The 23979-nt window shown below is 62.9% G+C and carries 18 protein-coding genes; 11 read left to right on the forward strand and 7 right to left on the reverse strand.

The genetic code is table 11. The features are described 5' to 3' along the window. Positions 1 to 130: 130 nt before the first annotated feature. On the reverse strand, positions 131 to 6634 hold the full coding sequence (locus ATC00_RS01825) for an apolipoprotein A-IV repeat region-like domain-containing protein (RefSeq protein WP_064251786.1): 6504 nt from the start codon (positions 6632 to 6634) through the stop codon (positions 131 to 133). A gap of 525 nt (positions 6635 to 7159) precedes the next feature. On the opposite strand from ATC00_RS01825, the gene ATC00_RS01830 reads away from it, so the two are divergent. The 5 genes from ATC00_RS01830 to ATC00_RS01850 all read left to right on the forward strand — a co-directional run bounded on the left by ATC00_RS01830 (position 7160) and on the right by ATC00_RS01850 (position 11875). Beyond that, positions 7160 to 7528 (forward strand): Hpt domain-containing protein, encoded by a 369-nt coding sequence (locus ATC00_RS01830; RefSeq protein ID WP_064251787.1) that lies wholly within the window; start codon positions 7160 to 7162, stop codon positions 7526 to 7528. Between the two features lie 180 nt (positions 7529 to 7708). Beyond that, positions 7709 to 8029 carry a 2Fe-2S iron-sulfur cluster-binding protein gene (locus tag ATC00_RS01835; RefSeq protein ID WP_037386040.1) on the forward strand — a complete coding sequence of 107 codons (321 nt, stop codon included), beginning with the start codon at positions 7709 to 7711 and terminating at the stop codon, positions 8027 to 8029. 807 nt (positions 8030 to 8836) lie between these two features. Next, positions 8837 to 9559: a GntR family transcriptional regulator gene (locus tag ATC00_RS01840; protein WP_064251788.1), complete on the forward strand. Its 723-nt coding sequence runs from the start codon at positions 8837 to 8839 to the stop codon at positions 9557 to 9559. 80 nt (positions 9560 to 9639) lie between these two features. Next, positions 9640 to 10524, forward strand: coding sequence for a dihydrodipicolinate synthase family protein (locus ATC00_RS01845; protein ID WP_064251789.1), 885 nt, complete (start codon positions 9640 to 9642; stop codon positions 10522 to 10524). Between the two features lie 4 nt (positions 10525 to 10528). Next, the gene (locus ATC00_RS01850) at positions 10529 to 11875 is read left to right on the forward strand and encodes an NAD(P)/FAD-dependent oxidoreductase (protein WP_064251790.1); all 1347 of its coding nucleotides are present in this window, start codon (positions 10529 to 10531) and stop codon (positions 11873 to 11875) included. A gap of 109 nt (positions 11876 to 11984) precedes the next feature. Here the strand turns inward: ATC00_RS01850 and ATC00_RS01855 are convergent, their stop codons facing one another. After that, the gene (locus tag ATC00_RS01855) at positions 11985 to 12614 is read right to left on the reverse strand and encodes a DUF922 domain-containing Zn-dependent protease (protein WP_037386023.1); all 630 of its coding nucleotides are present in this window, start codon (positions 12612 to 12614) and stop codon (positions 11985 to 11987) included. A 202-nt stretch (positions 12615 to 12816) separates the two neighbouring features. Between ATC00_RS01855 and folP the strand changes: the two genes are divergently transcribed. Genes folP through ATC00_RS01875 form a run of 4 tightly spaced genes read left to right on the forward strand, consistent with a single transcriptional unit; the run spans position 12817 to position 15120 of the window. Further along, entirely contained in the window at positions 12817 to 13686 is an 870-nt protein-coding gene (gene folP, locus ATC00_RS01860) for a dihydropteroate synthase (protein WP_064251814.1), read from the forward strand. Then, a complete protein-coding gene (folB, locus tag ATC00_RS01865) occupies positions 13683 to 14054 on the forward strand; it encodes a dihydroneopterin aldolase (protein ID WP_037386017.1) in 372 nt (123 codons plus the stop codon). The genes folP and folB overlap by 4 nt, the downstream gene beginning before the upstream one ends. Further along, entirely contained in the window at positions 14041 to 14583 is a 543-nt protein-coding gene (gene folK / locus ATC00_RS01870) for a 2-amino-4-hydroxy-6-hydroxymethyldihydropteridine diphosphokinase (protein WP_037386015.1), read from the forward strand. Before folB ends, folK begins: the two co-directional genes overlap by 14 nt. Before the next feature lie 9 nt (positions 14584 to 14592). Then, the gene (locus ATC00_RS01875; protein ID WP_064251791.1) at positions 14593 to 15120 is read left to right on the forward strand and encodes a dienelactone hydrolase family protein; all 528 of its coding nucleotides are present in this window, start codon (positions 14593 to 14595) and stop codon (positions 15118 to 15120) included. 38 nt (positions 15121 to 15158) lie between these two features. Here ATC00_RS01875 and ATC00_RS01880 read toward each other — a convergent pair whose 3' ends face one another. From ATC00_RS01880 to ATC00_RS01895, 4 genes are all read right to left on the reverse strand, one after another. Continuing rightward, positions 15159 to 15710 (reverse strand): hypothetical protein, encoded by a 552-nt coding sequence (locus ATC00_RS01880; RefSeq protein ID WP_037386011.1) that lies wholly within the window; start codon positions 15708 to 15710, stop codon positions 15159 to 15161. A gap of 95 nt (positions 15711 to 15805) precedes the next feature. Beyond that, on the reverse strand, positions 15806 to 16885 hold the full coding sequence (locus ATC00_RS01885) for a YcjF family protein (RefSeq protein ID WP_064251792.1): 1080 nt from the start codon (positions 16883 to 16885) through the stop codon (positions 15806 to 15808). Then, positions 16882 to 18360 (reverse strand): YcjX family GTP-binding protein, encoded by a 1479-nt coding sequence (locus ATC00_RS01890; RefSeq protein WP_064251815.1) that lies wholly within the window; start codon positions 18358 to 18360, stop codon positions 16882 to 16884. Before ATC00_RS01890 ends, ATC00_RS01885 begins: the two co-directional genes overlap by 4 nt. A gap of 138 nt (positions 18361 to 18498) precedes the next feature. After that, positions 18499 to 19032 carry a SixA phosphatase family protein gene (locus ATC00_RS01895; RefSeq protein WP_064251793.1) on the reverse strand — a complete coding sequence of 178 codons (534 nt, stop codon included), beginning with the start codon at positions 19030 to 19032 and terminating at the stop codon, positions 18499 to 18501. A gap of 414 nt (positions 19033 to 19446) precedes the next feature. Between ATC00_RS01895 and dksA the strand changes: the two genes are divergently transcribed. After that, positions 19447 to 19866: an RNA polymerase-binding protein DksA gene (gene dksA / locus ATC00_RS01900; protein WP_012708186.1), complete on the forward strand. Its 420-nt coding sequence runs from the start codon at positions 19447 to 19449 to the stop codon at positions 19864 to 19866. Between the two features lie 90 nt (positions 19867 to 19956). Here the strand turns inward: dksA and ATC00_RS01905 are convergent, their stop codons facing one another. After that, positions 19957 to 20985, reverse strand: a complete 1029-nt coding sequence (locus ATC00_RS01905) for a flagellar biosynthetic protein FliO (RefSeq protein ID WP_064251794.1) — start codon at positions 20983 to 20985, stop codon at positions 19957 to 19959. 362 nt (positions 20986 to 21347) lie between these two features. Between ATC00_RS01905 and cckA the strand changes: the two genes are divergently transcribed. Then, on the forward strand, positions 21348 to 23966 hold the full coding sequence (cckA, locus tag ATC00_RS01910; protein WP_064251795.1) for a cell cycle histidine kinase CckA: 2619 nt from the start codon (positions 21348 to 21350) through the stop codon (positions 23964 to 23966). Positions 23967 to 23979 lie beyond the last annotated feature (13 nt).

Consider the following 23979-nt stretch of genomic DNA (forward strand, 5'->3'; position numbering starts at 1 on the left):
ACAACGACCGACGCCGCGCCTTGTAGGCGCGGAGAGGATGTCCTTTGCTTGACAGACCCAGCCCAAAAAGAGAAGGCCCCGCCTTGCGACGGGGCCCTGATGATCTTCCGATTCAGTCTAAGGCAGAGCTTCAGCTGAAGCGTCCGGCGGCGTGGGCGAGCATCGTATAGACCTTGCCGGTATCGGACGTCAGGTAAGTCTGGGTGATGCGCTTGTCTGGATCGTTGCGCGCGACGTCTGCAAGCAGCTTTTCGAAATCGGCGATGTAGCGGTCGACGGCGGTGCGGAACTCGGGTTCGCGATCATACTTGCGCTTGATCTCGTCGAAGGTCTGTTGCCCCTTCAGCGTATAGAGCCTGCGGGTGAAGACATCCCGCTCGCCACGCTGGTAGCGGCGCCACAGCTCGACCGATGCGTCGTGGTCGATCGCCCGGGCGATGTCGACCGAGAGTGAGTTCAGCGATTCCACCACGTGACGCGGATTGCGGCTGTCTCCGGCGCGGGCCACGGGCTGGCCCTCGGCCGGCCGAGGACGCGCGGGCTGCGGCTCTTCCTCGCGGGAGGCGGCGCGCAGCAGGTCGCGCATCCAGCCGCCACCTTCCTCGACGCGCTCTTCGGCCGCCGACGGACGGGCGGGCTGCAACGGACGCGTCGCCTGCTCGAGACCCAGGCTGCCCCGCAGCGCAGGGGTCGGCGCGGCAGGCTGCTGGACCGCCGGCTGTTGCTGGATTGCCGGCTGTTGCTGCACCACGGGCTGCTGCGGTGCGACGGATGCCTGAGCAACAGGGACGGGCGCTGCCAGCGCCGGCTGCTGGCGCATCGGCTGGGCAACCTCGAGATGCGTCGAAGACTTGCCGATGATTTCGGAGAGCTCCTGCAGCGCCTTGATCTGCTCGGCGACGGCACGCCGCATCACAGCTGCATTCTCCTTGGCCTCTTCCGGCAGGTCGAAGGCGCCGCGCTTCAGCTCCTCGCGGGTCATGTCGAGTTCCTTGCGGATCTCGCCGGCGGAGCGGCGGATGTCGTCGGTCGCGCCGCTGAAGCGGTTGATCGCTTCGTCGATCGCCTGGCGCACGGCCTCGCGCAGTTGTGTGGCAACGCCATCCGACTTCTTGCCGCTTTCAGCCAGCATCCGCTCGACGTCGGAGACCGAAGCCCCGATGCTGCCGCGCAGGCGGGAAGCCGCGTCCTTGGCGCGCTGTTCGGCACTGGAGAAGGCACCTTCGAGCGCCTGGCTCGCCTCGTCGCCGGCCTTGGCGACGGCCTGACGCAGCGCCTCGGAGGCGGTGACAGCACGGCCCTCGATCTCGGACAGCGTCTCGTTCGCACCGGCGATCGAGGTTTCGACGCCGGAGCGCAGCGTCTCGGCGATCTGGCGCGACCGCTCTTCGGCGTGGGCGAACACACCCTCCACGGAGGCTGCAGCTTCACCGCCTGCCTCGGCAAGAGTGTTGCGCATCGCCTCGGCCGCTTCCGCGGCACGTTGCTCGGTGTTCGACAGAAGCCGGCCGACATCGGCGAAGGACGACTGGATGCCATTGCGTAGGTTGCCGGCGACCTGGCCGGAGCGTTCTTCGGCGCGTTGGAAGGCGCCGTCGACGAAGCCCTCGAGCGCGCGCATGGTGCGCTCGATCTCCTCCGAACGCTGGACAAGACCAACCGAAAGCGTACGCAGGGCGTCCTGGCGCTCTTCGAGCGTGCTGACGAGGTTCGACTGGGCGGCGGCCAGCAGATTGGAGGCCTGGCCGAGCACCTTGGAGTGATCCTCGAAGCGGCCAACGATGCCGCCGATCTGCGAGAGCGTCGATGAGGCGATATCCGAGAGCTTGTCGACGCGGCCTTCGATGAGGCGGGTGGAACTGGACAGCATGTCGGACGCATGCCGTGTGGATTCCGAAACCTTCGCTGCGGCTGCCTCCAGGCGCTGGTCCATGTCCCCGAGGCTGCCGGTCGCCTGTTCGATGACCGATGCGATGGCGGAATTGTTGATCGAGAGCTGGTCGATCAGCCCCATGGCAGTCGACTGCAGGCGGTTCTCGACCATCTTCATCGCCTTGGCGGTTTCCTCCGCCCGCAGCGAGATTGCATCGAGCGTCTCGCTGGTCCGCTCCGTGATGGCGTTGACGAGGGCGGCGTTCTCCGCACGCAGTCGGTCGGCGCTTTCCTGGGTGAGGGCGGCGATGCGTCCGGCGGCTTCCTTGCCCGTGGCCGCGTATTGCTCGATGACCGGACGCGCCTGCTCGTCGAGAAGACGGGTGAGTTCGAGCGAGCGGCCCGCGAGCATGGAATTCAATTCGCGGGTGCTGTCGTCGAGTGTGCTGCGGATCGACTGGCCGCGTGCATCAAGCGCTTTCTCCGCCTCCGTCAGGCTCTGCTGGATGCTCGCCGTATGGCTGGCGATCTGATCCCTGGTCGAGGCGAGCCGGGCCGAGGCGGAGTCGGCGGCCTCCGTGACTATCCGGGCAAGGTCGGCATGGCGGGTCGCCGTCGCCGAGGCAGTCGATTCGATCGAATTCGCGAATTCGGCGTTGCGGGCAGCCAAGGCTCTGGCGAAATCAGCACCGGCCTTAGAGAGCAGCTCTGTCGAGCGCGCCGCCTCCGCGTCGATCTCCTGGGCGGCATCGCTGACGGCGCCGCGCAGGCTCGTGACGAGCGCCGCCGCCTTGCCTTCGATCGTCCGATTGACGTTTTCGAGACCGATGGTGAGGGCGCGGTCCATCGTCCCGAGGCGCTCCTCGATGCGGCCCGCACCGGCCTCCATCGCGGAGGCGATCCGGCCGGTTCCGTCGTCCATGGCGGTGGTGATACGGGCCGCCGCGGTCTCGCTGATCCTGTCGATTTCGCCAGCGCGCTCGGCGAGGCTTTCCGTGATCCGCTGTCCGGCAGTGTCGACGATGGCGTTCACGCTGCCGACGCTGTCGCGGATGCGATTTTCGAGAGAACCAAGCGTCGTCTCAATGCGGCCGCCGGTATCGTCGACAATAGTGCTGACGGTTTCGACGCTATCGCGGATGCGATTCTCGAGGGAGCCGAGCGTCGTTTCGATGCGACCGCCGGTGTCGTCGACGACGGCGCTGACGGTGCTAACGCTGTCGCGGACACGATATTCGAGGGAGCCGAGTGTCGTTTCGATGCGGCCACCGGTATCGTCGACAATCGCGCTGACGCTGCTGACGCCGCCGCGAATTCGGTCTTCGAGCGATGCGAAGCTCGATTCGATCCTTGTGCCGGTTTCGTCGAGACGGCTGTTGATGCCGTTGAGCGAAATATCGACGCGATTTGTCAGAGTGTCGGCCGCGAGGCTGATCTGATCCGCCGTCTCGGCGAGGCGCTCGGCAATGTTGCCGGTCGTCGAGCGCATGCGGGCATCGAGCGCCTCGGTACCGCGATCAATTGCGCCGGCGATCGAGTTCTGCCGTTCTTCGAGCGACATTTCGAGCATGCTGGCGCTCGTCGCCAGCGTCGTTGCAATGGCCATTGACTGGTCGGACAGCAGCTCTTCCAACCGTTCGCGGCCCTGGCCGACGGCAAGGTTGATCCTATCGACCTGCTCGTCGAGCGTCGAGCGCAGCTGTGCGGTCTTGCCGGAGAGCGCCTGGTCGATCTCGGCCGCCTTGCCGGCAAGCGACGCAGTTGCTTCCGATGTTCGGGCGGAGAGCGCTTCGGTGCCGCGCTCCAGCGCGCCGGCGATCGAGGCCTGCCGCTCCTCGAGCGACATTTCGAGCATGCTGGCGCTCGTCGCCAGCGTCGTCGCCATCGCCATCGATTGGTCGGAAAGGAGCTCTTCCAGCTGGTCGCGACCCTGGCCGACGGCGAGGTTGATCGCCTTGATGCGGTCGTCGAGCGTCGAGCGGATCTGCTCGTGCGTCGTCGTCAGTGTCTCGCGCAGATGGTCGGCCTTGCCGGAGAGCGTCTGCTCGATCTCGGTCGCTCTGCCGGCGAGCGACGCCGTTGCTTCGGTGGTGCGGGCGGTAAGCGCCTCGGCGATCTCGGCGCTGGTTCCCGCCAGCGAGTCCGAAATCTTCCCGACGCGGCTGCTGAGATCCTCGGCGATCCGCGCACTCGTATCGGTGAGGGTATCGGCGATCTGGCTGACGCGGCCGCCAAGATTTTCGGCGACTTCGGAGACGCTCTGCGAAAGCTTGTTCTCGATCTCGCCGACCCGGTCGGTCATCGTTTCGGCGACGGCCATCGCGCGGAAGGTGAGGTTGTCGGCGACGTCTTCGGCATGACGGCTGAGCGTGTCGGCCATTTCAGTCGCGCGTGTCGACATGGTCGTGTTGATTTGCGCGGCGCGCTCGGAGAGCACGCCGTCGAGGGCGGCCGTCTGGCTGGCGAGCGTGTCGGTGATCGCCTGGCTGCGTTCCGACAGCACCCCTTCCAGTGTCGTCGTCTGACTGGTGAGCGCCGCGGAGATCGCCTCACTGCGCTCCGACAAGACGCCTTCCAGCGTTGTCGTCTGGCTCATGAGGGCTGAGGAGATCGTCTGGCCACGTTCGGAGAGAACGCGCTCCAGCCGGTCGGCCGTGCCGCCGACGGCGTCTTCGAGCGCGCTCGCGCCGGAGGTGAGGGCGGCTGAAAGCGCGGCAGTGCGCTCCGAAAGCGTGTTGTCCAGCCGATGCTGGCTTGCGGCAATCGCGCTGGTGATCTCGTCGGTGGAGCCCGTGAGCGTCTGCTCGATGCGCGTATGGGCAGATTGCAAGCCGTCGATGAAGGCCGAAGTCCGGGAATCCAGGCCTTCGGTCAGGCGCTGCTCGCTCGTCGTCAGCGCGTTGGCGAGCGCATCGGCGCGCTGGCCGAAGCCGCCTTCGATCCGCTCCTGTGCTTCCGTCAGAGCGCCCATCAGCGAACTGGTTTTTTCGGAGAGCACGCCATCGATGCGGCTGTGCGCATCGCCGATGAGATTGCTGAGCTCCGAGGTACGGCTGCCGATCGTCTCTTCGATGAAATCCTGCGTTGCGCCAAGCGCGGTGGCGAGCGTCAGCGACTGATCCGAGAGCGCCGAACTGATCTTCTCGACGCTGCTGTCCAGGGCGGTGCCGATCGCATCCGAGCCGCCGGATACGGTTTCGTTGATCCTGTGCAGGCTCTCCATCAACTTGCTATCGAGCAGGCTCGCCCGCTTGTCGAAGGCGCTGGCGAATTCGTGGAAGCGTTCGTCGAAGGCGGTCGCCAGATGCCCGACGGTCGTCTGCAGCTTCTCTTCGAAGAAGCCGCCGCGCAGGTCCAGGTCCATGATCGCATCGTCGGCGCTCGTCTTGAGGCTCTGGCGGAAACTCGCGCCCTTCTCGTCCAGGGCCGCGTTGAGCGAGGAAAGCATGTCCTCGAGGCCGCCGGCAATCGCGTGCTGGCCGACATTCAAGCTCTCGTTGAGATCGCGGGTCCGCGCGATCAGAGTTTCGTTGAGTTGGCGGGCGCGCTCGTTAAGGGCGTTGTTCAGCTTCTCGGTATTCGCATCGAGCGTCGAGGCACGGGTTTCGAATTGGCTGAGCAAGTGCTCGCCGCGCTTCGTCAGGTTCTCGCTAAGCGCATCGAGGCGGACATCGAACTCTTTGCTGAGTGTCACGCCGGCATTCGTCAGCCCGGAAAGCAGCGCATCCGTGCGAGTATCCAGCATGCTGCCGAGGCTTTGCAGCGCATGATCGGATTTTTCGCTGAGAGCTGCGGCCCGCGTGTCGATCAGCGAAGCAAAGGCTTCGCCCGATAGGGCGATACGAGAGGCGATATCTTCGCTTGCGAGCTCCAGGTCGTCCTTCAGCTTGCCGTGGGCGCCGGCGATCGCAGAGCGGATCCGCTCGGAATGGCCGACAATGGCTTCGCGCTCCAGCCCCAGTTCCTGGACGAGGGTGCGAACACGCAGTTCGTTTTCGCTGTAGCTGCGCTCAAGCGCACTGACTTCGGAATGGACAAGCGCCTCCAGCTCGGTGGCCCGCGCAATGGTGCGCTCGATGCCTTCGTTCATGGCCGACACTTCGCGCCGAACGGCCTGGCCGACGGCCATAACGCGGTCGGCCGCCGCCGTTTCCGGTTCGGCCAGCCGCAGGGCGACCTCGGCCATCGAGCGGGCCGCATTGCGCAGTTCCTGAGCGCGCGCAATCATGATCGCAAAGGAGAAGAAGAGCATGATCGGCAAGGCGATGCCGATCATGATGCCGATCGCGCCGGGCGTGGCTGCGAGATCGCCGAGCGAGCGTATTTGCCAGATTTGGGGTGCATAGAGGAGGTGGCCGATTGCTATCCCGGCAAGCGCCCACACAAACGAGATCAGCGCCGCAACGCGGATCGCCGCGCGGCTGGATCGGACTTCGAGGGAGCGGAGCATTGCCGCAGGCGATCTGCGGGTATCGTCATTGGCCGGGGAAAGCGCCGGCTGTTTCGGGGCGGGCTCCGGCGCAAGGTTGCGAGACGCCTCACTCGTCCGTGCCTTCTGTGTTTCCGGTTGGTCCTTCATGGTGCGCTTATGCTCGGACGCGGCAGCCTTCTTGCTGGGCTCGGACACCTTTTCCTCCGGATCATCCAAGGAATTCTTGTCGTTCAAGGCCGACTTCAGGTCGTCAAAATCGATCTTCAGGGCAGCTTCCAGAGCCTGGAAGGCCTTTTCGTCGATCGACTCGTTGCTCTTCTTCGTCGCCATAGGGATACGCCTCACTACTATTGCCCGCTCATGGCCGCCTCATTGGGCCCGATACCGGACCAATAGACTCCCTCAACCAGGGCGGTCACCCGCAAGCTACGCGCAAGACATCTGCGCTATACGCCACTGGTCACCATTGCATCGCCTCGATGGAATAACCGCAGCTCTCGTCTCAGGACACCGGGCGCGCAGCTTATCCACCAGAACAGTTGCCACTTTCATATGCAGACCTGTTCCTAATCGTATCGTAGTGACACATTAGCCCGGTTCTTACAATTAAGCGCAATCCGCATTCGTTAGAATCCTAATGAATTGTTAACGGGCCGCCGATGCCGCGGTCCGAAAAGCCAAGGGAATCAGCCTGTTTAGCAAACATTAACCATGCCGCCAGATTTCCGCCGTGAGCGCCATGGCATTAAGCCGATGGCAGCGCACCTGCCGGATGATGCATGTCTGAAAACGGTGCGGTTGCCCGATGCATTGTCAAATAGCATGGGATGCATCGTCAATTAAGGAAATCGGCTCATGTCGGCACTCAAGGTCGCTTTCGAAACGCCGGACAATCCGGCAAACGCGTCTCCTCCCGGAAAGCCGCCGATCGATTTTGTGCATCTGTCCGGCCAAACGATGGGGAACAAGAGCCTCGAGATCGAGGTGCTTCAGCTTTTTGCCCGCCAGGCGCGGCAAACAATGGCCGAGATCAACGACGCGGATGCCGACGCATGCGGCCAGTCGGCGCATCGATTGAAGGGGGCGGCACTTGCGGTCGGGGCAATGCGTGTGGCTCGCGCCGCCACTGCCATAGAGCAGCGGCCCGCCGACTGGACCCTGCGCGCCGCACTCGGCGCAGCCGTGCTCGAAGCCGAGCTTTTCATCCTCAGGCTGTGCCGCTGATCCGCGACTTTAATGCGCGATCATTGCCGTTTTTCGGGAAGGTCCCGCAACCGGGCATCGGCTCGTGTTGACTGGCCGGTCGATTTGTTGGAAGAAACGGCCCTGAATTCAGGCTGGCCGCGCCTGCCGCGGCGGCTGGTGCTCGCGGGCGGATCCCATCCATTCATTCCGGAAAGAGAAATGACAAAACTTACGATCGTAGCCTTTGACGGCACGCGCCACGACCTCGATGTCGAAAACGGCTCCACGGTCATGGAGAATGCGGTGCGCAATTCCGTGCCCGGCATCGAGGCCGAGTGCGGGGGCGCCTGTGCCTGCGCAACCTGTCATGTCTATGTCGACGACGCCTGGTCTGCGGCCGTCGGCGCTCCGGAAGCCATGGAAGAAGACATGCTGGATTTTGCCTATGACGTCAGGCCGACCTCGCGGCTCTCCTGTCAGATCAAGATGAGCGAGGCGCTTGACGGGCTGATCGTACACGTGCCCGAGCGCCAAGCCTAAATTAGAGCCATTTCTATCCTTCACGAAGATGTCGAAAAAAATGCCTCGCTGGTCACAACGACGAGCGAGGCAAGGGGGGCGTATCGCATACAGATGAGGGAGGGAGCACCTGCTGCACCGAGACACGCCAGGAGAACCTGTTTTGCCTCATCGCGCAGGTCTGTCTCAGTCACCCGGCAGCAATGAAGCGAACCCTATTTCAGCACTTAATCAACGATCCAAATGCGACTTTTTACTGTCGATTTGAAAATAACCGGCCATACCGTCGAGCGGTTGAACTTCAGTTCTGCCACTCGTTTCATGATATTAATATAGCTGAGTCGTTTACTGGCGGCTATCGTTAGAATCCACCAATAAAATACTGTGGGTTTTCGCCCTCGCGTGCCCGAGAGCGTGCAGGCATAAATCATGCTGTTCTTTGGGTGTCTCCGTGGAAATGGTGCCGACGCGGCAGGTGGACAGGGCCGAGGCCGGTCCAAAAAACCGTGACTTGCTCCCGATCACTTCATCTCCCTCATGCCGCTGGGCCGACGACGAAGCTTTGCCGCTCGCAACACTTCGCGACATTCTGGGCTCGAGTGGCTGAGGCAATGGCACGGGTTCCATTCGCTGCCCGAGTGAGGACAGAGAATGCGGTCGCTTCAAGGAGACTGCCGCTGAGGTTGATTTTCACGCAGGATGAGCGGGGATTCTCGTCAGAGTGGCCGGCCCCGGGTCCGATCGCACGCAGTGTCCTGTCTATTATAGAATAATAAGGTTGACGTCAGCCTACCTAATGTCTACCTATTGTAGTATGGAGGCGTAGGAATGAGCAACAAGCCAGACAATGGTGCCGATCCAGCCGGAGCCACACCCGACAGGAAGGCCACCCTCGGAAACGCGCTTCGCAGGCGCATTCTCACAATGCAGGTCGCGCCGGGATCCGTGCTCGACGAGGTGGCGCTGAGCGAAGAATTCGGTCTCTCCCGACCGCCGGTCCGTGAATTGATGCGGCAGATGGCCGGGGAGGGTTACATAGAACTCGAGGCGAACCGGCCTGCGCGCGTCACCGCGTTGAGTTATCAGTCTCTGCGTGCCTATTTTCTGTTCGCGCCGATGGTTTACGTCGCGGCGGCGAAGCTCGCTGCGGAAAACGGCACGCCCGGAGATCTCGAAGAATTGAAGAGAACGCAGAAGCGGTTTCGCGCTGCGATAAACGACCTCGATGTCGAAGGGCGCGTATTCTTCAATGACCAATTCCATCAGCAGATTGGAGAGATGGCTCACAACGCCTACCTGCTGCCAAGCCTGAGACGTTGCCTGATCGATCACGCCCGCATCGGCAAGATCTTCTACCAGCATCCCAACAACAAGCAGATGCAGGACGACCTGGAAACAGCCGCCAACCAGCACGACGCAATCATTGATGCGCTTGAGCGACGGGATGCGGTTGAAGCCGGCGATATTACCCTTGCCCACATCGACCTGTCGCGCCGCAACATGGCGATGTACGCGACCCCGGAAGGGTTGGACATGCCATTTCAAATCTGAGCGCCTCCGGCCCTCAAAGCGTATTAACCAGCGCGGGACCTTTCCGGCGCCGAAGCTGCGGAGCTTTAAGGAGCTTTAAGATGACGAATTTCCCGTTTCCCGGACTGAACCTCGCAATCGCGACGCCGTTCGATGCGCAAGGGCGCATTGATTTCGCCAGATTTGAGCGAAACATCGAACGCTACTTGGCGCTCGGCGTTCCCGGCTTCGTCCTCAGCTCCGGCACCGGCATGCATGTCTACCTTTCAAAGGAAGAATCGAAGGAGCTCGTCGAGCGCGGCTCGAAGATCATCGGCGGCCGCGCGAAGATCATTGCGCAGACGTCTGCCCTTCTCTCTGACGACGTCGTCGAACGCACTCGGCACGCCGCTGATTACGGGGCCGACGGGGTCATGGTTCTGCCTCCTTTCTTCGAGGGCCCTACAGACGATCGCGGCATCCTCGATTTCTATGCCGAAGTCGCGCAAGCGGGACTGCCGGTCATCGGCTACAACGTGCCGCAGGCGGTCGGCGTCGCGGTCACCCCGTCGCTGCTGAAGGAGCTTTGCGAGATTCCGAATTTCTGCACCGTCAAGGACAGCAGCGGCGATCTCGGGAAGCAGGCAGCGCTCATCCGCACGGGACTTCCCGTGATGAACGGTGCCGACTCGCTCGTGCCCTATGCGCTCTACGCCGGCTGCAGCGGCCTCATCTGGGGCGGCGCAAACTTTGCTCCGCGCACCTGCCTCGCCCTGGTGGCGGCGGCGTCGGCCAAAAAATGGGAAGAAGCGCGAGAAATCTGGTCCGCGCTCGAGCCTGTCATGTCGCTGCTTTGGGAAGGGGATTATGTTCAATCGGTCTACGCGGCCGCCGAACTGACCGGCTATGGAGCGGGCAGTCCCCGCAAGCCGCTGAGAGGCTTGTCTGGCGACCGGATCGAAGTTCTGCGGGCCGCTCTCGGCGATCTCGTCGCGCGGGAAGCCTGAGCGAGTGGGCGCGAATGCGAAAAGGGTGTTCGTGGCGTCGAAACTGCCGAAACACACGGGCGTTTCGGCCTGGGTCGCTATGCTTCCGCCTCGGAGCGAAAAGCCAAGGCTCGAGGGCTCAGTCACCGCCGATGTCGTCGTGATCGGCGCCGGCTTTGCCGGGCTCTCTGCGGCACGGCGAATATCAGAAATCGATCCCAGCATTCGGGTCGCGCTTCTCGAAGCTGGCGTCGTGGGCGAAGGCGCCGCCGGGCGAAACTCCGGCTTCATCATTGACTTGCCCCACGAAGTCTCCTCCGACGATTACGGCGGCGACTCCATGAGCAACAGCAAGGAGGCGATTTTCATCGGTCGCAGGGCGATCGGGCTGGCGAGCGCCATTGCCGCGGAGCAAGGATGGAGCCACGACATCTTCGATCCATGCGGCCGGTATAGCGTCGCCATCACCGATGAAGGTGACCAACACCTGGTCACCTATGCGGCGCAGCTCGCCAAGCTGGGCGAAAAGCACCGCTTGCTGGACGCACGCGAGATTTCGGAGGTGACAGGTGCGCATTCCTATACGTCCGCTCTGTTTACCCCAGGCACCGTCATCGTCCAGCCTGCTGCGTACATACGCGGTGTCGCCGACTCCCTCCGTCACCCAATCGCAGTGTATGAGAGAACGCCGGCGATCGCGTTTGAGAGCATGCGGCAAGGATGGCTGGTAAAGACGCCTCAGGGGTCGATCCGCTGCGACAAGATCATCCTGGCCAACAACGGACATGCAGAGAGCTTCGGCTTCTTCAAAGGGCGTCTCCTGCACATATTCACCTACGCCTCGATGACGCAGGAGTTCGATCCCAGCCGTTTGCCCGGCGACAGAAAATGGGCGGCGACGCCGGCTCTGCCGATGGGCACGTCGGTCCGCCGCATTCCGGGGCAAGGTGGCGATCGCATCCTCATTCGCTCGCGCTACACCTACCACGCCGGCCAGGTGGTCGGCGAAGGATCGCTCAAACGGGCAGGCGCCCTGCATGACCGCAAATTCGGGACGCGTTTCCCCAACCTTGGCGACATCCGCATGGAGTATCGCTGGGCCGGCGCGATGGCGGTGACCTGGAACGCGGTGCCGGCGTTCGGCGAGATCGAGCGTGGTGTATTTGCCGCCTGCGGATGCAATGGCGTTGGCGCTTCGAAAGCAACGGCTTCCGGCATAGCGGCCGCGGAGTTGGTGCTGGGTGACAGCTCCGAACTAACCGAGATCTATCGACGTTTTGACGCACCCAAAGCCCTGCCGCCTCAGCCGTTCACGGCGATCGGCGCGAAGGCGAACCTGGCATTCCGCGAATGGATGGCAGGCGCCGAGTAATCGGCTCTCGCCGGCGTCTGGCTGGTGGGCCGCGGCGAACTCGCACCGCCGCTTCATCTGATTGTTCCTGTGGCGGCATCTCAGGTGGTTTCACCCGACTGCAAAACGCTTAGCGCTCTGTCTTCTTCAGTGAATCCAGCCTGTATTGCAGCAGCCGGATCATGCGGCGGTCGAAGTTCGCGGCCTCCGTGCGGTCAAAGCGCGCCTGGTCCTTGTCGTGGTTTGCGACTTCCGCGGCACTCACCTCAGCCACCCGAGCCTGCATATGATCGCAATCTGCCTCCGGCTTCAGCCGGAGAAACGCCCGCTCCATGTGACGGGCGTGATTGCGCGCGATCTCGGCATGGCGCTCTTCATGACGCTTGATGTCGGCCGCCAGCGTATCCCAGACGAGAGCGAGATCGCGGCCCGCCTGCCGGCGATACTTCCAGCGCGGCAGGATGATGCTCGTGCTGAGCGTTACGCGCGCCGTGCCGACCGCACAGCGTTCGCCGCGGCTGACATAGGTTATCGTGCCGCCGAATTTGATTCGTGTGGCGCCGGGGTGGCGCGTGCCGGTGTTCTTCATCAGCGGGCCGCTGGCGGCAAGGGCCTTGTCGAGTTCTGCCGCCGTCCGTCCGCCGATCGAGAAATAGGTGACGGTTTTGCTGATCAAGGTCTCGCCCGAGGCGTGGCCAATCGGAAGGCCGACGAGAAATGCGATCAGGGCGGCTCTCAGCGGATTGCGAACTCGGAACATTGGTCGGCACTCGTGGATTGAAGTTGGCGCAAGCTTGGGGCATAGCCGGGTCAAGCGCAACACAAAATCGGCGCATTCCGAATTCGACAAATCTACAGCTGCGTGAAAGAATCGTGCTAACCCTTTGCTTTCAAACGCACCGGCTCTTCCGCATTGCCGACCTGGGATGGCGCCTCTCAAAGCCGCGGAACGGGCAAAGATGATGACCTACGATCCATTCCAAAGATCCATTTGGCCTTTGGCGCACGGGCGCACCCTGGAACTGGGACCGCGCGGTGTCCTGATGGCGATCATCAATGTGACGCCGGATTCCTTTTCCGATGGTGGCCGGTTTGCCGACGCCGCCGCGGCGGTCGACGTGGCGATGCGCGCCATCGAGGACGGCGCGGCGATCCTGGACATTGGCGGCGAGTCAACCCGGCCCGATGCGGATCCGGTCGATGCGGCCGAGGAGCAGTCACGTATTCTGCCGGTCATCGAGGCATTGGCCAGCCGGACCAATGCGATCATTTCGGTCGACACCTATCGCGCCGAAACGGCGCGCCTAGCCGTCGAAGCCGGCGCCCATATCGTCAACGACGTGCACGGCCTGCAGCGAGAACCGGCGATCGCGGAAGTCGCCGCCGAGACGGGCGCCGGGCTTTGCATCATGCATACGGGGCGCGATCGGCAGAAGCTCGACGACGTCATCGAGGATCAGTTCCAATTTCTGAACCGTTCGCTGGAGATAGCCTCCGAGGCAGGCGTCGCACGCGACCGGATCGTCCTTGACCCCGGTTACGGCTTCGCGAAGGACGCGGATGAAAATCTGGAACTCATGGCGCGATTTGCGGAATTGCATCGGTTCGGCCTGCCGTTCCTGGTCGGCACATCGCGCAAGCGCTTCATCGGCGCCGTTACCGGTCGCGATGCGAAAGATCGCGACGCCGGTACCGCGGCGACGACTGCGCTCCTTAGAATCGCCGGGGCTGCGATCTTTCGGGTGCATGATGTCGCAATCAACAGGGATGCACTGGCGGTGGCGGATGCTATGCTCGACGCAAAGAACAGCCGACGGGACATGAAGCCATGACTGCGACCTACACGATCACTCTGAAGAACTGCGCCTTCTTTGCCCGCCATGGCGTGCTCGACGAGGAGGAATTTCTCGGCCAGCGCTTCTTCGTGGATGCCGAACTCGAGGTTGAGCAGGGCACGGCGCTGGCCGAAGACTGTATCGACGACACGGTGCATTACGGAATCGCCTTTGCCGAGATCGAAAGGATCGTGACGGGGCGCAGGCGCTACCTGATCGAGGCTCTCGCTCTCGAAGTCGCCAAGACATTGTGTGCGCGGTTCCAGCAGATTCGGCGGGCCAAAGTGTCCATTCGTAAGCCAAACGCGCCGGTCCCGGGCGTCCTGGACTACGTTGAAGTCACGGTCGAACATGTCGCCGAATAGGAAGTGGCGGTGCGCCACGCTGGGGCTGGGTGGCAATATCGGCTATCCGCGCGGCGCCATGGCCGATGCCTTGCTGGCGCTTGACGAGCGACCGGACTGCCGTGTCACGGCAGTCTCTCGGCTCTACCGGACGCCGCCTTGGGGCAAGACGGACCAGGATTGGTTCTTCAACGCCTGCGCAGCGGTCGAAACGACGCTCGATCCGGAGGCCCTTCTTGAAGTTTGCCTGGAGATCGAGCGGGTGATGAAGCGCGTCCGCAAGGAGCGCTGGGGGCCGCGCACGATCGATATCGATCTCCTGACCTTCGAAGGGGCGAATGTGGCCGGTGACAGGCTGCAGTTGCCGCATCCGCGTATGACGGAGCGTGGTTTCGTGTTGATGCCTCTCGCCGATTTCGCGGCCGATCTGGAAGTCGCCGGCAGTACGGTCGGCGAGTGGCTGGCGGACGCAGATGTGAGTGGAATAGAGGTGGCCGACGAGAGGGCCGACTGGTGGCGAGACCGCAACGCTGCTCCACACCAGTTCTGAGGGGCCGTCGTGCGCTTACTGATCGTCACCGATATCCACGGGCGGCCGGGACACAATCATTGCCTGTCGCGCCGTTTGACTGGTGTCGAGCGGTCGATCGCTCGTACCATCAGCCTCTCGGATTTGCTTGATGTGGATTATACGGGCGAGCGCCTTCATCGCGAGCTTGTCGAAAACCATGGATTTGACCGGGCGGCTGAACGCTTGGCCGGCCTTTCAGAAACTGCCGATGTTGCCTTGGGGTATAGCGCCGGTGGCACCGCCCTATGGCGTGGCGTGCTGCGCGGTTTAGTCGTTGACCGCCTGATTTGCCTATCCTCGACGAGGCTGCGCGACGTCAGAGCCTCGATGATGCCGAAGCCGTCTTTGGTTGTTTTTGGCAAAAATGATCCGAACCGCCCTCCGGATCAGTGGGCGAGAGGGTCGGCTGTGCAAAGTTATATTGTCCCCGACGCTGGTCACGACTTCTACGCCAACGAGGGGCAAGCGCTGAGCCTGTGCCTTGCGAAGATCACAGCCTTCCTGGACCTCGTATAACTGCCGGCTCCGTTAATGTTCAGAGCCATTCGCTGCAGCTACTTGATCGAGCCGACGGCGATATCGTCCATCTGCCTGTTGAGGCTGACGCCGATGACCGGCACCATCGTCTCCTCGACCTTGACGGAGATGGTGATGTTCATCGTTTCAGCGTCCTGCAGACGGGCAATCATCGCGCCATTCAACTTCTTGCGGTTAATACCGACGACGACCTTGTCGCTGGCGACGTTGCCGGAAACGACGTCCAGACCCTTACCGTCTGCGCCATCGAGGAATTTTCCTGTGTAGCTGCCGCCCTTCTGGGTAATCATCGCCGACATCGGCTGCTTGAAAACGCCGACGCGGCAGAAGCCGTCGAGCTTGATCCCGGCCTCTCTGCCTGCGGTCGGCTCGCCTGTGAGATCGCAGGTGAATTTCGTGCCTTTGTATTTGCCGGCGACGATCTCGCCGGGGCCCTTCCATTGGCCGGCGACCTTTTCAAAGAAGGCCTTGTCCCGGGCGCCGGAAGATGCTGGCGTCGCAATACCGACAGTGGCTGCAAGCGCGATGGCGGCAACGCCGCGAACAATCAAAGAAGGGCGCGAGAACATGATCGATCCTTGATGGGTCAACGTCGAAATCTGGTAACCACATTTGCGCTAAAATGGTTAATGGAGGGTTTCCGTGCCGCCTCCACAAGCATGCATCAGGTGCCGTTTGGGCCCTCGGACTTCGAGGCGCCGGGCGTCAGATCCGCCAGAAAATCGCCAATTCCGGGACGCTTCAAAGCGCGGAACGGCATCGGCCGGCATAAATCCATGGCGGCAATGCCGATACGGGCTGTCATCAGGCCATTGATCACGCCTTCACCGAGCCGCGCGGAGAGCTTGGACGCCAGACCGTGGCCAAGGATCTGCTGAATCAGGCTATCGCCGGCCGCAATAGAACCGGTGACCGCCAGATGGGCGATCACGTCGCGCATCAGCCGTATGAGCCCGAGCGTGCCGGGCCTGCCGCCGTAGAGTTCGGCCATGGTCCGAATCATCCGCGCCGACTCGTAGAGGACGTAACCGAGATCGACGAGTGCGCGGGGGCTGACGGCGGTGACGATCGAGACACGTTTCGAAGCGGCCAGAATCATCCGGCGGGCGTCGCGGTCGAGTGGGGCAAGGAGCTCGCGCTCGGTCAGATCGACAAGCTGCGGCGCGTCGATGATCTCGCCCTCGGTTTCCGCCAGCCGCGCCCGGCCCTTGGCGGTACGTGGGTTGGCGGCAAGCAGATGGACCAATCGCCCGACCGTGGCTCGTGCGGCCTTGCTGTTGCCGAGCGCCGTTGCGTCGGCGACCTCTGATTTGAGTTTCTGAATCGCCGTCAGTTGCATCAGGCCACCGAGTTCGCGGACGACGACGACGAGGAAGGCGAGGGTGCCGATCGACACGGCGGCGATCGCCGTATAGCCGAGCCAATCGGCGCGCGAGAAGAGATCGCGCACGAGGTGGTCGATCCACAATCCCGCGGCGAGCGACAGGATAAGGGCGAATGCCGAGGCAGCCACCTTGCCGAAGGAGAAGCGACGGCGGCGCGGCCGCGCCTCGGGCGGATCGAGCGCCTCGACTGCAGCGGTCGTCGCAATGAACGGGTCCTCTGCGTCGGGCGTCAACATGACCTTGTCGCTGAAACTTGCGGGTGTCCGCGCTGGCGTCTGCGTGTGCTGCGCCGTAGGCGTTTCGGATTCGATCGGGAAAACCGCAGGCTTGCGGGGGCGATGATTGGATTCGTCGTTCATGCCAGTCGATCTCCGAGCAGGAACTGCATGGCCCGGTCGAGCCGGATATGCGGCACGGAGAGTTTCAAGCCGCCGCGCGTCTCCTCGAGGTGGGGCGGGCGGAAGCGCACAAAATTCAGCTCCGGCATTGATCTGGCAGAGACGGGACTGCCGCCAAATTCCTGAAAAAGAACTTCAGGATCTTCCGGTAAATCACCAGGAAATATCGCTGTTTTTCTATCTCCATCAAAGACGTCTCCATTGATCCGCTCACCAGCAATCGGCGTGCCGACAATGACTGGCAGGGCGTGTCCGTCATGATTGACCGTTGCCTCGCGCGTCGCCCGGACCGAGGCGAGCGCCATGACCTCCAGGCCGGCGCCGCTCATGCCGATGCGGTTCGCAGCTCGGCCGACGAGCCGCGTGGCTATTCGCTCGAGTCGATCATGGCTCTCATGGTGAAGGTGATCGGCCTTCGTCGCGGCGATCAGCACCCGATCTATCCGCCGTGTGAGGAAGGCAGAGAGCCAGGAATTGGTGCCCGGCCGGAAGCAGGCAAGCACGTCGGCGAGCGCCTGTTCCAAATCCCTCAAAGCCTCCGGGCCGCGATTGATCGCCTGCAGCGCGTCGACGAGCACGATCTGGCGGTCGAGCCGGGCAAAATGCTCGCGGAAGAACGGGCTCACCACATGCGTCTTATAGGCTTCGTACCGACGTTCCATCATTGCCCAGAGCGAACCCTTCGGCGACCGGCCTTCGGGCAGGTTCGGAAGCGGCGAGAAGGTGAGTGCGGGGGACCCTTCGAGATCGCCGGGCATCAGGAAACGGCCGGGCGGCAGGGTGGAGAGCGAGTGGTCGTCCTCCTTGCACGCCTTCAGATAGGCAGTGAAGCTTTCGGCGAGGCGGCGGGCGGTGCCTTCGTCGGCCGCGGTTTCAGCGCCGCTCGCCGAGGCAAGTGCCAGCCATTCGCGAGACAGTGCGGCGCGCGCGCCGATTCGCGCCCGCTTGACGGTCGTCTCGCTGAACTGCCGGAAATCGAGCGCGAGCAGGGGCAGATCCAGCAGCCACTCGCCCGGATAGTCGACGATATCGATCGACAAGCGCCCGGCGGAAAACATCCGGTTCCAGCCGCTGGCGCTTTCGTAATCGAGGGTGATGCGCAATTGCGAGATGGCCCTCGTTGAGTCCGGCCAGACCCGGTCACGCACGAGAGCGGCGATATGGTCCTCGTACTGAAAGCGCGGCACCGCATCGTCCGGCTGCGGCTCGAGTCTTACCTTGGACACCCGCCCCGAACGGACCGGTTCGAAAAGCGGCAGGCGCCCGCCGTTCAGCAGGTTATGCACCAGCGAGGAGATGAAGACGGTCTTGCCTGCCCGTGACAGACCGGTCACGCCGAGCCGGAGGGACGGGCTGACGAGCCCGGCCGCGCGATCGGCGAGGTTATCCAAGGCGATCAGGGCGCCGCCTTTGAAGCTGGTCACTAAGGACGCCAAATGTTTCCGCCCCTTGGGTTCGATCTTTCCATTGCTGCTGCCGATATCCCATCGGGTTACGGGCATCCACGTGTTTGGCGATATAGGAAGTGTTTCGGTCGGCGCAATGACGCACAGCTGTTTGGAAAGCGGCGAGGTCTATCGCCTGACGACTTCCTCGGGCTTCGGAAGCAGCAATGTCGAAAGCGCCGCAGCCGAGATGCGCCCGGCAATTGAGCGTGCCGAGAAATCGATGACCGCCAGCCCTGCAGGCGGATAGCCGTTCTCCAAGGCTGTTGCGGATTGCTGCTCGCCAAGGTAGCTGCGAAAAACGTCCTCGATCATGGGATTGTGTCCGACCACCATGAGACACGTCCTGTCCGCGTGAATCTCGATAAGGTCGGTGTAGACGGCTGCAGGTCCGGCATAGAGTTGGTCGACGTAGCGGATGTCAATGTCTTCGCCAAGCGCCCGGCGGAACGGTTCGGCGGTCTGGCGGCAGCGCACCGCGGTCGAGCACAGAACGAGATCCGGGCAAAGCCCATGATCGGCCGCACCTTGCGCAATCAGCTCCGCCTCGGCATAGCCAGTCTCGTCCAGCGTGCGGTCGAAATCCCGTTGCCCGGGCAGCGCCCAGCCGGAGCGGGCGTGACGCAGGAGGATGAGGCGGAATGCCGGAGCACTGTCTTGCATATATCCATCCGAATCTGATGCCGCCGAAGTGCCGCGCGTTGCATCTTTGACGGATTATCGTCGCATCGCTAACTTGTCTCTCTGTCGGCGCAAAGATCAAGCCGTTCTCCACGGATTTCGCGCGGCAAGCACGGCAGCATTGACATGCCGCACCCCGCACACCAGATGTCGCAATTGGCAACGTAGTTGAGGCGCGACGCAGACACCACTCTAGGTGACGGCGCAGGCTTGCTGCCGAGCGCCGGCGGGAATATTATGGAGAGTGTTTCATGTGTAATTTTGATGAAATATTCGCCAGTTAGCCTGGAATGCAAGCATTGTTAAAATAAGCGTAGGTGTCCTCCGCGAGGCTTGAATCAAGCCCTTCATAGGTCTATACACCGCCGCAATGAGATGTTCTTCAGGAGAATCGCGTTGAGTGAGAAGATCGATCTTAGTACCTATGTCCTCTCCGAGGACGAGGATTTCATGAATGCCAACCATCGGGCATATTTTCGTGCAAAGCTGAATGCCTGGAAAAACGATATCCTTCGCGAAGCTCGTGAGACTCTGGACCATTTGGCTGAGGAGAGCGCCAATCATCCGGATCTCGCAGATCGAGCCTCCTCAGAAACAGACCGTGCGATCGAATTGCGCGCCCGGGATCGTCAGAGGAAGCTCATCGCCAAGATCGACGCCGCCTTGCAGCGCCTCGATGAAGGCACCTACGGCTATTGCGAGGAAACGGGTGAGCCGATCGGCTTGAAGCGCCTGGATGCCAGGCCGATTGCGACGCTTTCGATCGAAGCGCAGGAGCGTCACGAACGTCGCGAAAAGGTCTACCGCGACGAGTAAGCCCGAGCTTGGAGACTACAAAAAACCGGCGCGACATGGTCGCGCCGGTTTTTTTGTCCGATGGGAAAACAGGTATGTCTGCGCCGCAGTTCAGGGTTTGCGGCCAGCAGAGATATCAGCCAGCATCCGGCTCATCTCCTCCTCGATCGACTCTTCCTTGCGGCCTTCTTCCACTGGCGGGCCGAGGATCGGTTCCTGGCGGGCGGCGGCCATTGGGCGGGCCTCCGGCTTGGGCGCCACCGTGGATGAGAGCCGCTGGAGATCACCGCTGATCTCCGCGTCGAGGAACCGTTCGAAGTCCGCCGCCTTGTCGACGGCGACCGGTCTCTCCACCGCGGCCGGACTCTCGACGGCAAGCGGTTGGGCTGGTCGGGGAACGGACGGAAGCTGGACGGGCCGCGGAGGCTCCGGCGTCGCCGCCATTGGCTGCGGAAACCGCTCATCGCGAGCGGATTGGGTCATGGGAACGATCCGCTCGCGCGCCGCCCTCAGCATGTCTTGGGGCGTTTGCGGGGCGGACACCGGGAGGATGGCAGGGGCGGGCGGCGAGGTCCTGACGACGGGTTCCGGCCGAGGCGGCGGTTCGCCCGGCAGGGGACGTTGCTGCACGGTTTCCGAGGGCTTTGGCGCGGGCTCCGGCTCCCGCACGGGCACGGCCCGCGGCGGCTCATCCGACCCCGCCGGACGCACCGGCTCTTGCTTTGCGGCTTCCGCAGGTATCGACGCCGAAACGGGTTGAGGGGCTGGCGCCGCCTGCTCGGGCGCGACCGGGGACTTGGGGGCCGGCTGTTCCACCGTCGCGGCGACGGGAGCGGCGGCTGCCGCCGCGTCATCCGGCACGATGCGGCTCTCGATGACGATATCGGTCGGTCCGCCTATCATGATCAGATGCTCGACGTCGTCGCGGCGGACGAGCACGAGCCGGCGGCGCGTGTCGACGGCAGCGGCATCGAGCACGGCGAGCCGCGGCTGGCGGTTCTTGCCGCCGCGCACGAAGGGAGACGAGGGCCTGTTCCGCATGATCCAGAGCACCGCCACGAGGCACAGAAGGCCGATGGCGACGGCTCCGGCGGCGATGATGAATCGGCTACCGTTGTCCCCGACCAACGTTTCCATCATGGGCTGAACTCCTTTTACCGGTCGAATTGCAACATTTGACGGCTTTTTTCGGGCCGGGACAAGGTTGCGATCGACATTCCCTGTGAATTGACCGCCACGCTTCCGTCGAGACGCTTTCTGCTGTTATCTCTGATTGTTAAAGATGATTCCAGTTCGACGAAGCGGCTGCGGCACCCGGTGGTCGCGAAGCCTCGGCGGATGCTGGCGACTGCATAGGACCTTAAACCGGGACGGTTTTGGGGATAAATTACGCAGCATTTCAACGGATTACGGTAGCCCTTGAGCGTCCGCGGGATGCGCGCAACGTCAAGTCAGCGGGGTGCCGATGTAGCGGCGGGCGTCCGCCAGCAGGTGAGGACCCGATGACGAAATTGCGGCAGTCAGGTGATTACCAGATGCCGGTCGTTGACCGGGGCGTTCGGCCGGGTACCGTGTTCAGGATCATCGTGCTGGCGATCGTGCTGACCGCGTCCGCTGCTGCCTTCGTCGTCTTCAAGAACCAACTCGAGAACGAAATCGTCCTCGGCATTCTTGGCGTGCTGGCGATGGTCGGGATATTCTTCCTGGTTTCGTCGGTGATCGGCTTCATCGAGGTCATGCCGCAGTCGCGGCCGGATGAACTGGCGCGCGCCTTTCTCGACGCCCACGAGGATGGCACCGTGGTGACCGATCGCAAGGGGCGCATCGTCTATGCGAATGCGGCTTATGGGGCTTTGACCGGAGCAAAAGGCGCTGCCGGCATCCAATCGCTGGAGACCATTCTGTCGCGCAACAGGGAGGCGACCGAGGCGATCTACCGGCTGACCAACGGCCTGCACGAAGGCAAGCAGGGGCACGAGGAATTCCGACTCCTCAAACCTCTGGCGAATGGCGCAATGACCGGATCGGGAGCGCATTGGTTTCGCCTGAAGGCGCGCGTGCTGCCGTTGGAGGACGCCAACAGCAACCCGCTCTATCTGTGGCAGATTGCCGACATTACGGCCGAGCGCGACGACCAGGAGCGCTTTTTCAAGGAACTGCAGAACGCCATCGACTATCTGGATCACGCTCCGGCCGGCTTTTTCTCGGCCGGGCGCAAGGGCGAAATCTTCTATATCAACGCCACGCTTGCCGATTGGCTCGGGATCGATCTCACCAAGTTCCAACCGGGGTCGATCAGCATCGCCGATCTCGTCGCGGGCGAGGGGCTTACGCTCATCCAGTCGGTGCAGGCCGAGCCCGGTCTCAAGAAGACCAAGGTCCTGGATCTCGACCTGCGCAAGGGGAACGGCCAGAGCCTGCCGGTAAGGCTGATCCACCGGGTTTCCTCGACGCGCGACGGTGCGCCGGGCGAGAGCCGGACGATCGTCATGTCCCGCGAGGGCGACGACAGCGATCAATCGGCATCGAACGCGGCGATGCGGTTCACGCGATTCTTCAACAACACGCCGATGGCCATCGCCTCGGTGGACGGCGCCGGGCGGATCCTCAGAACCAACGCTCCGTTCCTGAAGCTCTTCGCCGGGCTCGTCTCGCAGGACGACGTCGAGCGCGGCATAACGATCGACGCCGTCCTGCACGATTCCGAGCGGACCCAGCTCGGAGAGGCGCTCGCCGCCGCGAAGGACCGGCAGGGCGACATCGCGCCGATCGATTCGCTGCACCCGGCGGATGAAGGACGCCACTTCCGCTTCTACGTGAATGCCGTCATCGACCAGAGCGACCAGGCGCCGGAGGAGGCGGCGATCGTCTATGCGCTGGAGATCACCGAGCAGAAGGCGCTCGAGAACCAGATGGCACAGACGCAGAAGATGAATGCGGTGGGGACGCTCGCCGGCGGCATTGCGCATGATTTCAACAACGTGCTGACGGCCATATTGCTTTCTGCCGACCATCTGCTCCTCTCGGCGCGGCCGGCCGACGCGACCTTCGCCGATCTGATGGAAATCAAGCGGAACGCCAACCGCGCCGCAGTGCTGGTGCGGCAATTGCTCGCCTTCTCGCGCAAGCAGACCATGCGGCCGACCGTCCTCAACCTCACCGACGTCATCGGCGATCTACGCATGCTGGTCGACCGGATGACGGGCACCAATGTCAAGGTGGAGGTCGATTATGGCCGCGACCTCTGGCCGGTGAAGACCGATCTCGGCCAGTTCGAGCAGGTGCTGCTGAACCTCGCCGTCAATGCCCGCGATGCCATGCCCGAGGGTGGGACTATCACCTTGCGGACGCGAAACCTGCCGGCGAGCGAAGTCGCCGCGCTCGGACGCCGCGAACTGCCGGAAGACGACTTCGTGACGGTGGAAGTCTCCGACCAGGGCACCGGGATTCCGGCGGAGATCATGGACAAGATCTTCGAGCCTTTCTTCACGACGAAGGAGGTCGGCAAGGGCACGGGCCTCGGTCTGTCGATGGTCTATGGGATCGTCAAGCAGTCGGGCGGCTACATCTATCCCGAGTCGGAAGTCGGCAAGGGCACGACTTTCCGCATCCTATTGCCGCGCCATGAGGAAATCGCCGAAGCGCGTGAGGAGGCTATCCCCGGTGAAGCGACTGCCGCGGTCGCGCCGGCACCGGCAAGCGAAGCAGGCGCCGCGCCGGCTGCACAGGCGGAGCCTGCGGACCTCACCGGTGACTCTGCCGTCGTGCTGCTCGTCGAGGACGAGGAGGCGGTCCGTCGCGGCGGCAAGCGGATGCTCGAAACCCGCGGTTATACGGTGCATGAGGCCGGATCGGGCGTCGAGGCGCTGGAAATCATGGACGAACTCGACGGAGCGGTCGATATCGTCGTTTCGGACGTGGTGATGCCGGAGATGGACGGACCGACGCTGTTGCGCGAGTTGCGGAAGAAATACCCGAACCTCAAGTTCATCTTCGTCTCGGGCTATGCGGAGGATGCATTTGCCCGCAACCTGCCGGCCGATGCCAAGTTCGGCTTCCTGCCGAAGCCGTTCTCGCTGAAGCAACTGGCAGTGGCCGTCCGTGAAATGCTCGATTCCTGAGAATTTGCCAGGC

The organism is Sinorhizobium americanum, from assembly GCF_001651855.1.
Taxonomy (GTDB): domain Bacteria; phylum Pseudomonadota; class Alphaproteobacteria; order Rhizobiales; family Rhizobiaceae; genus Sinorhizobium; species Sinorhizobium americanum.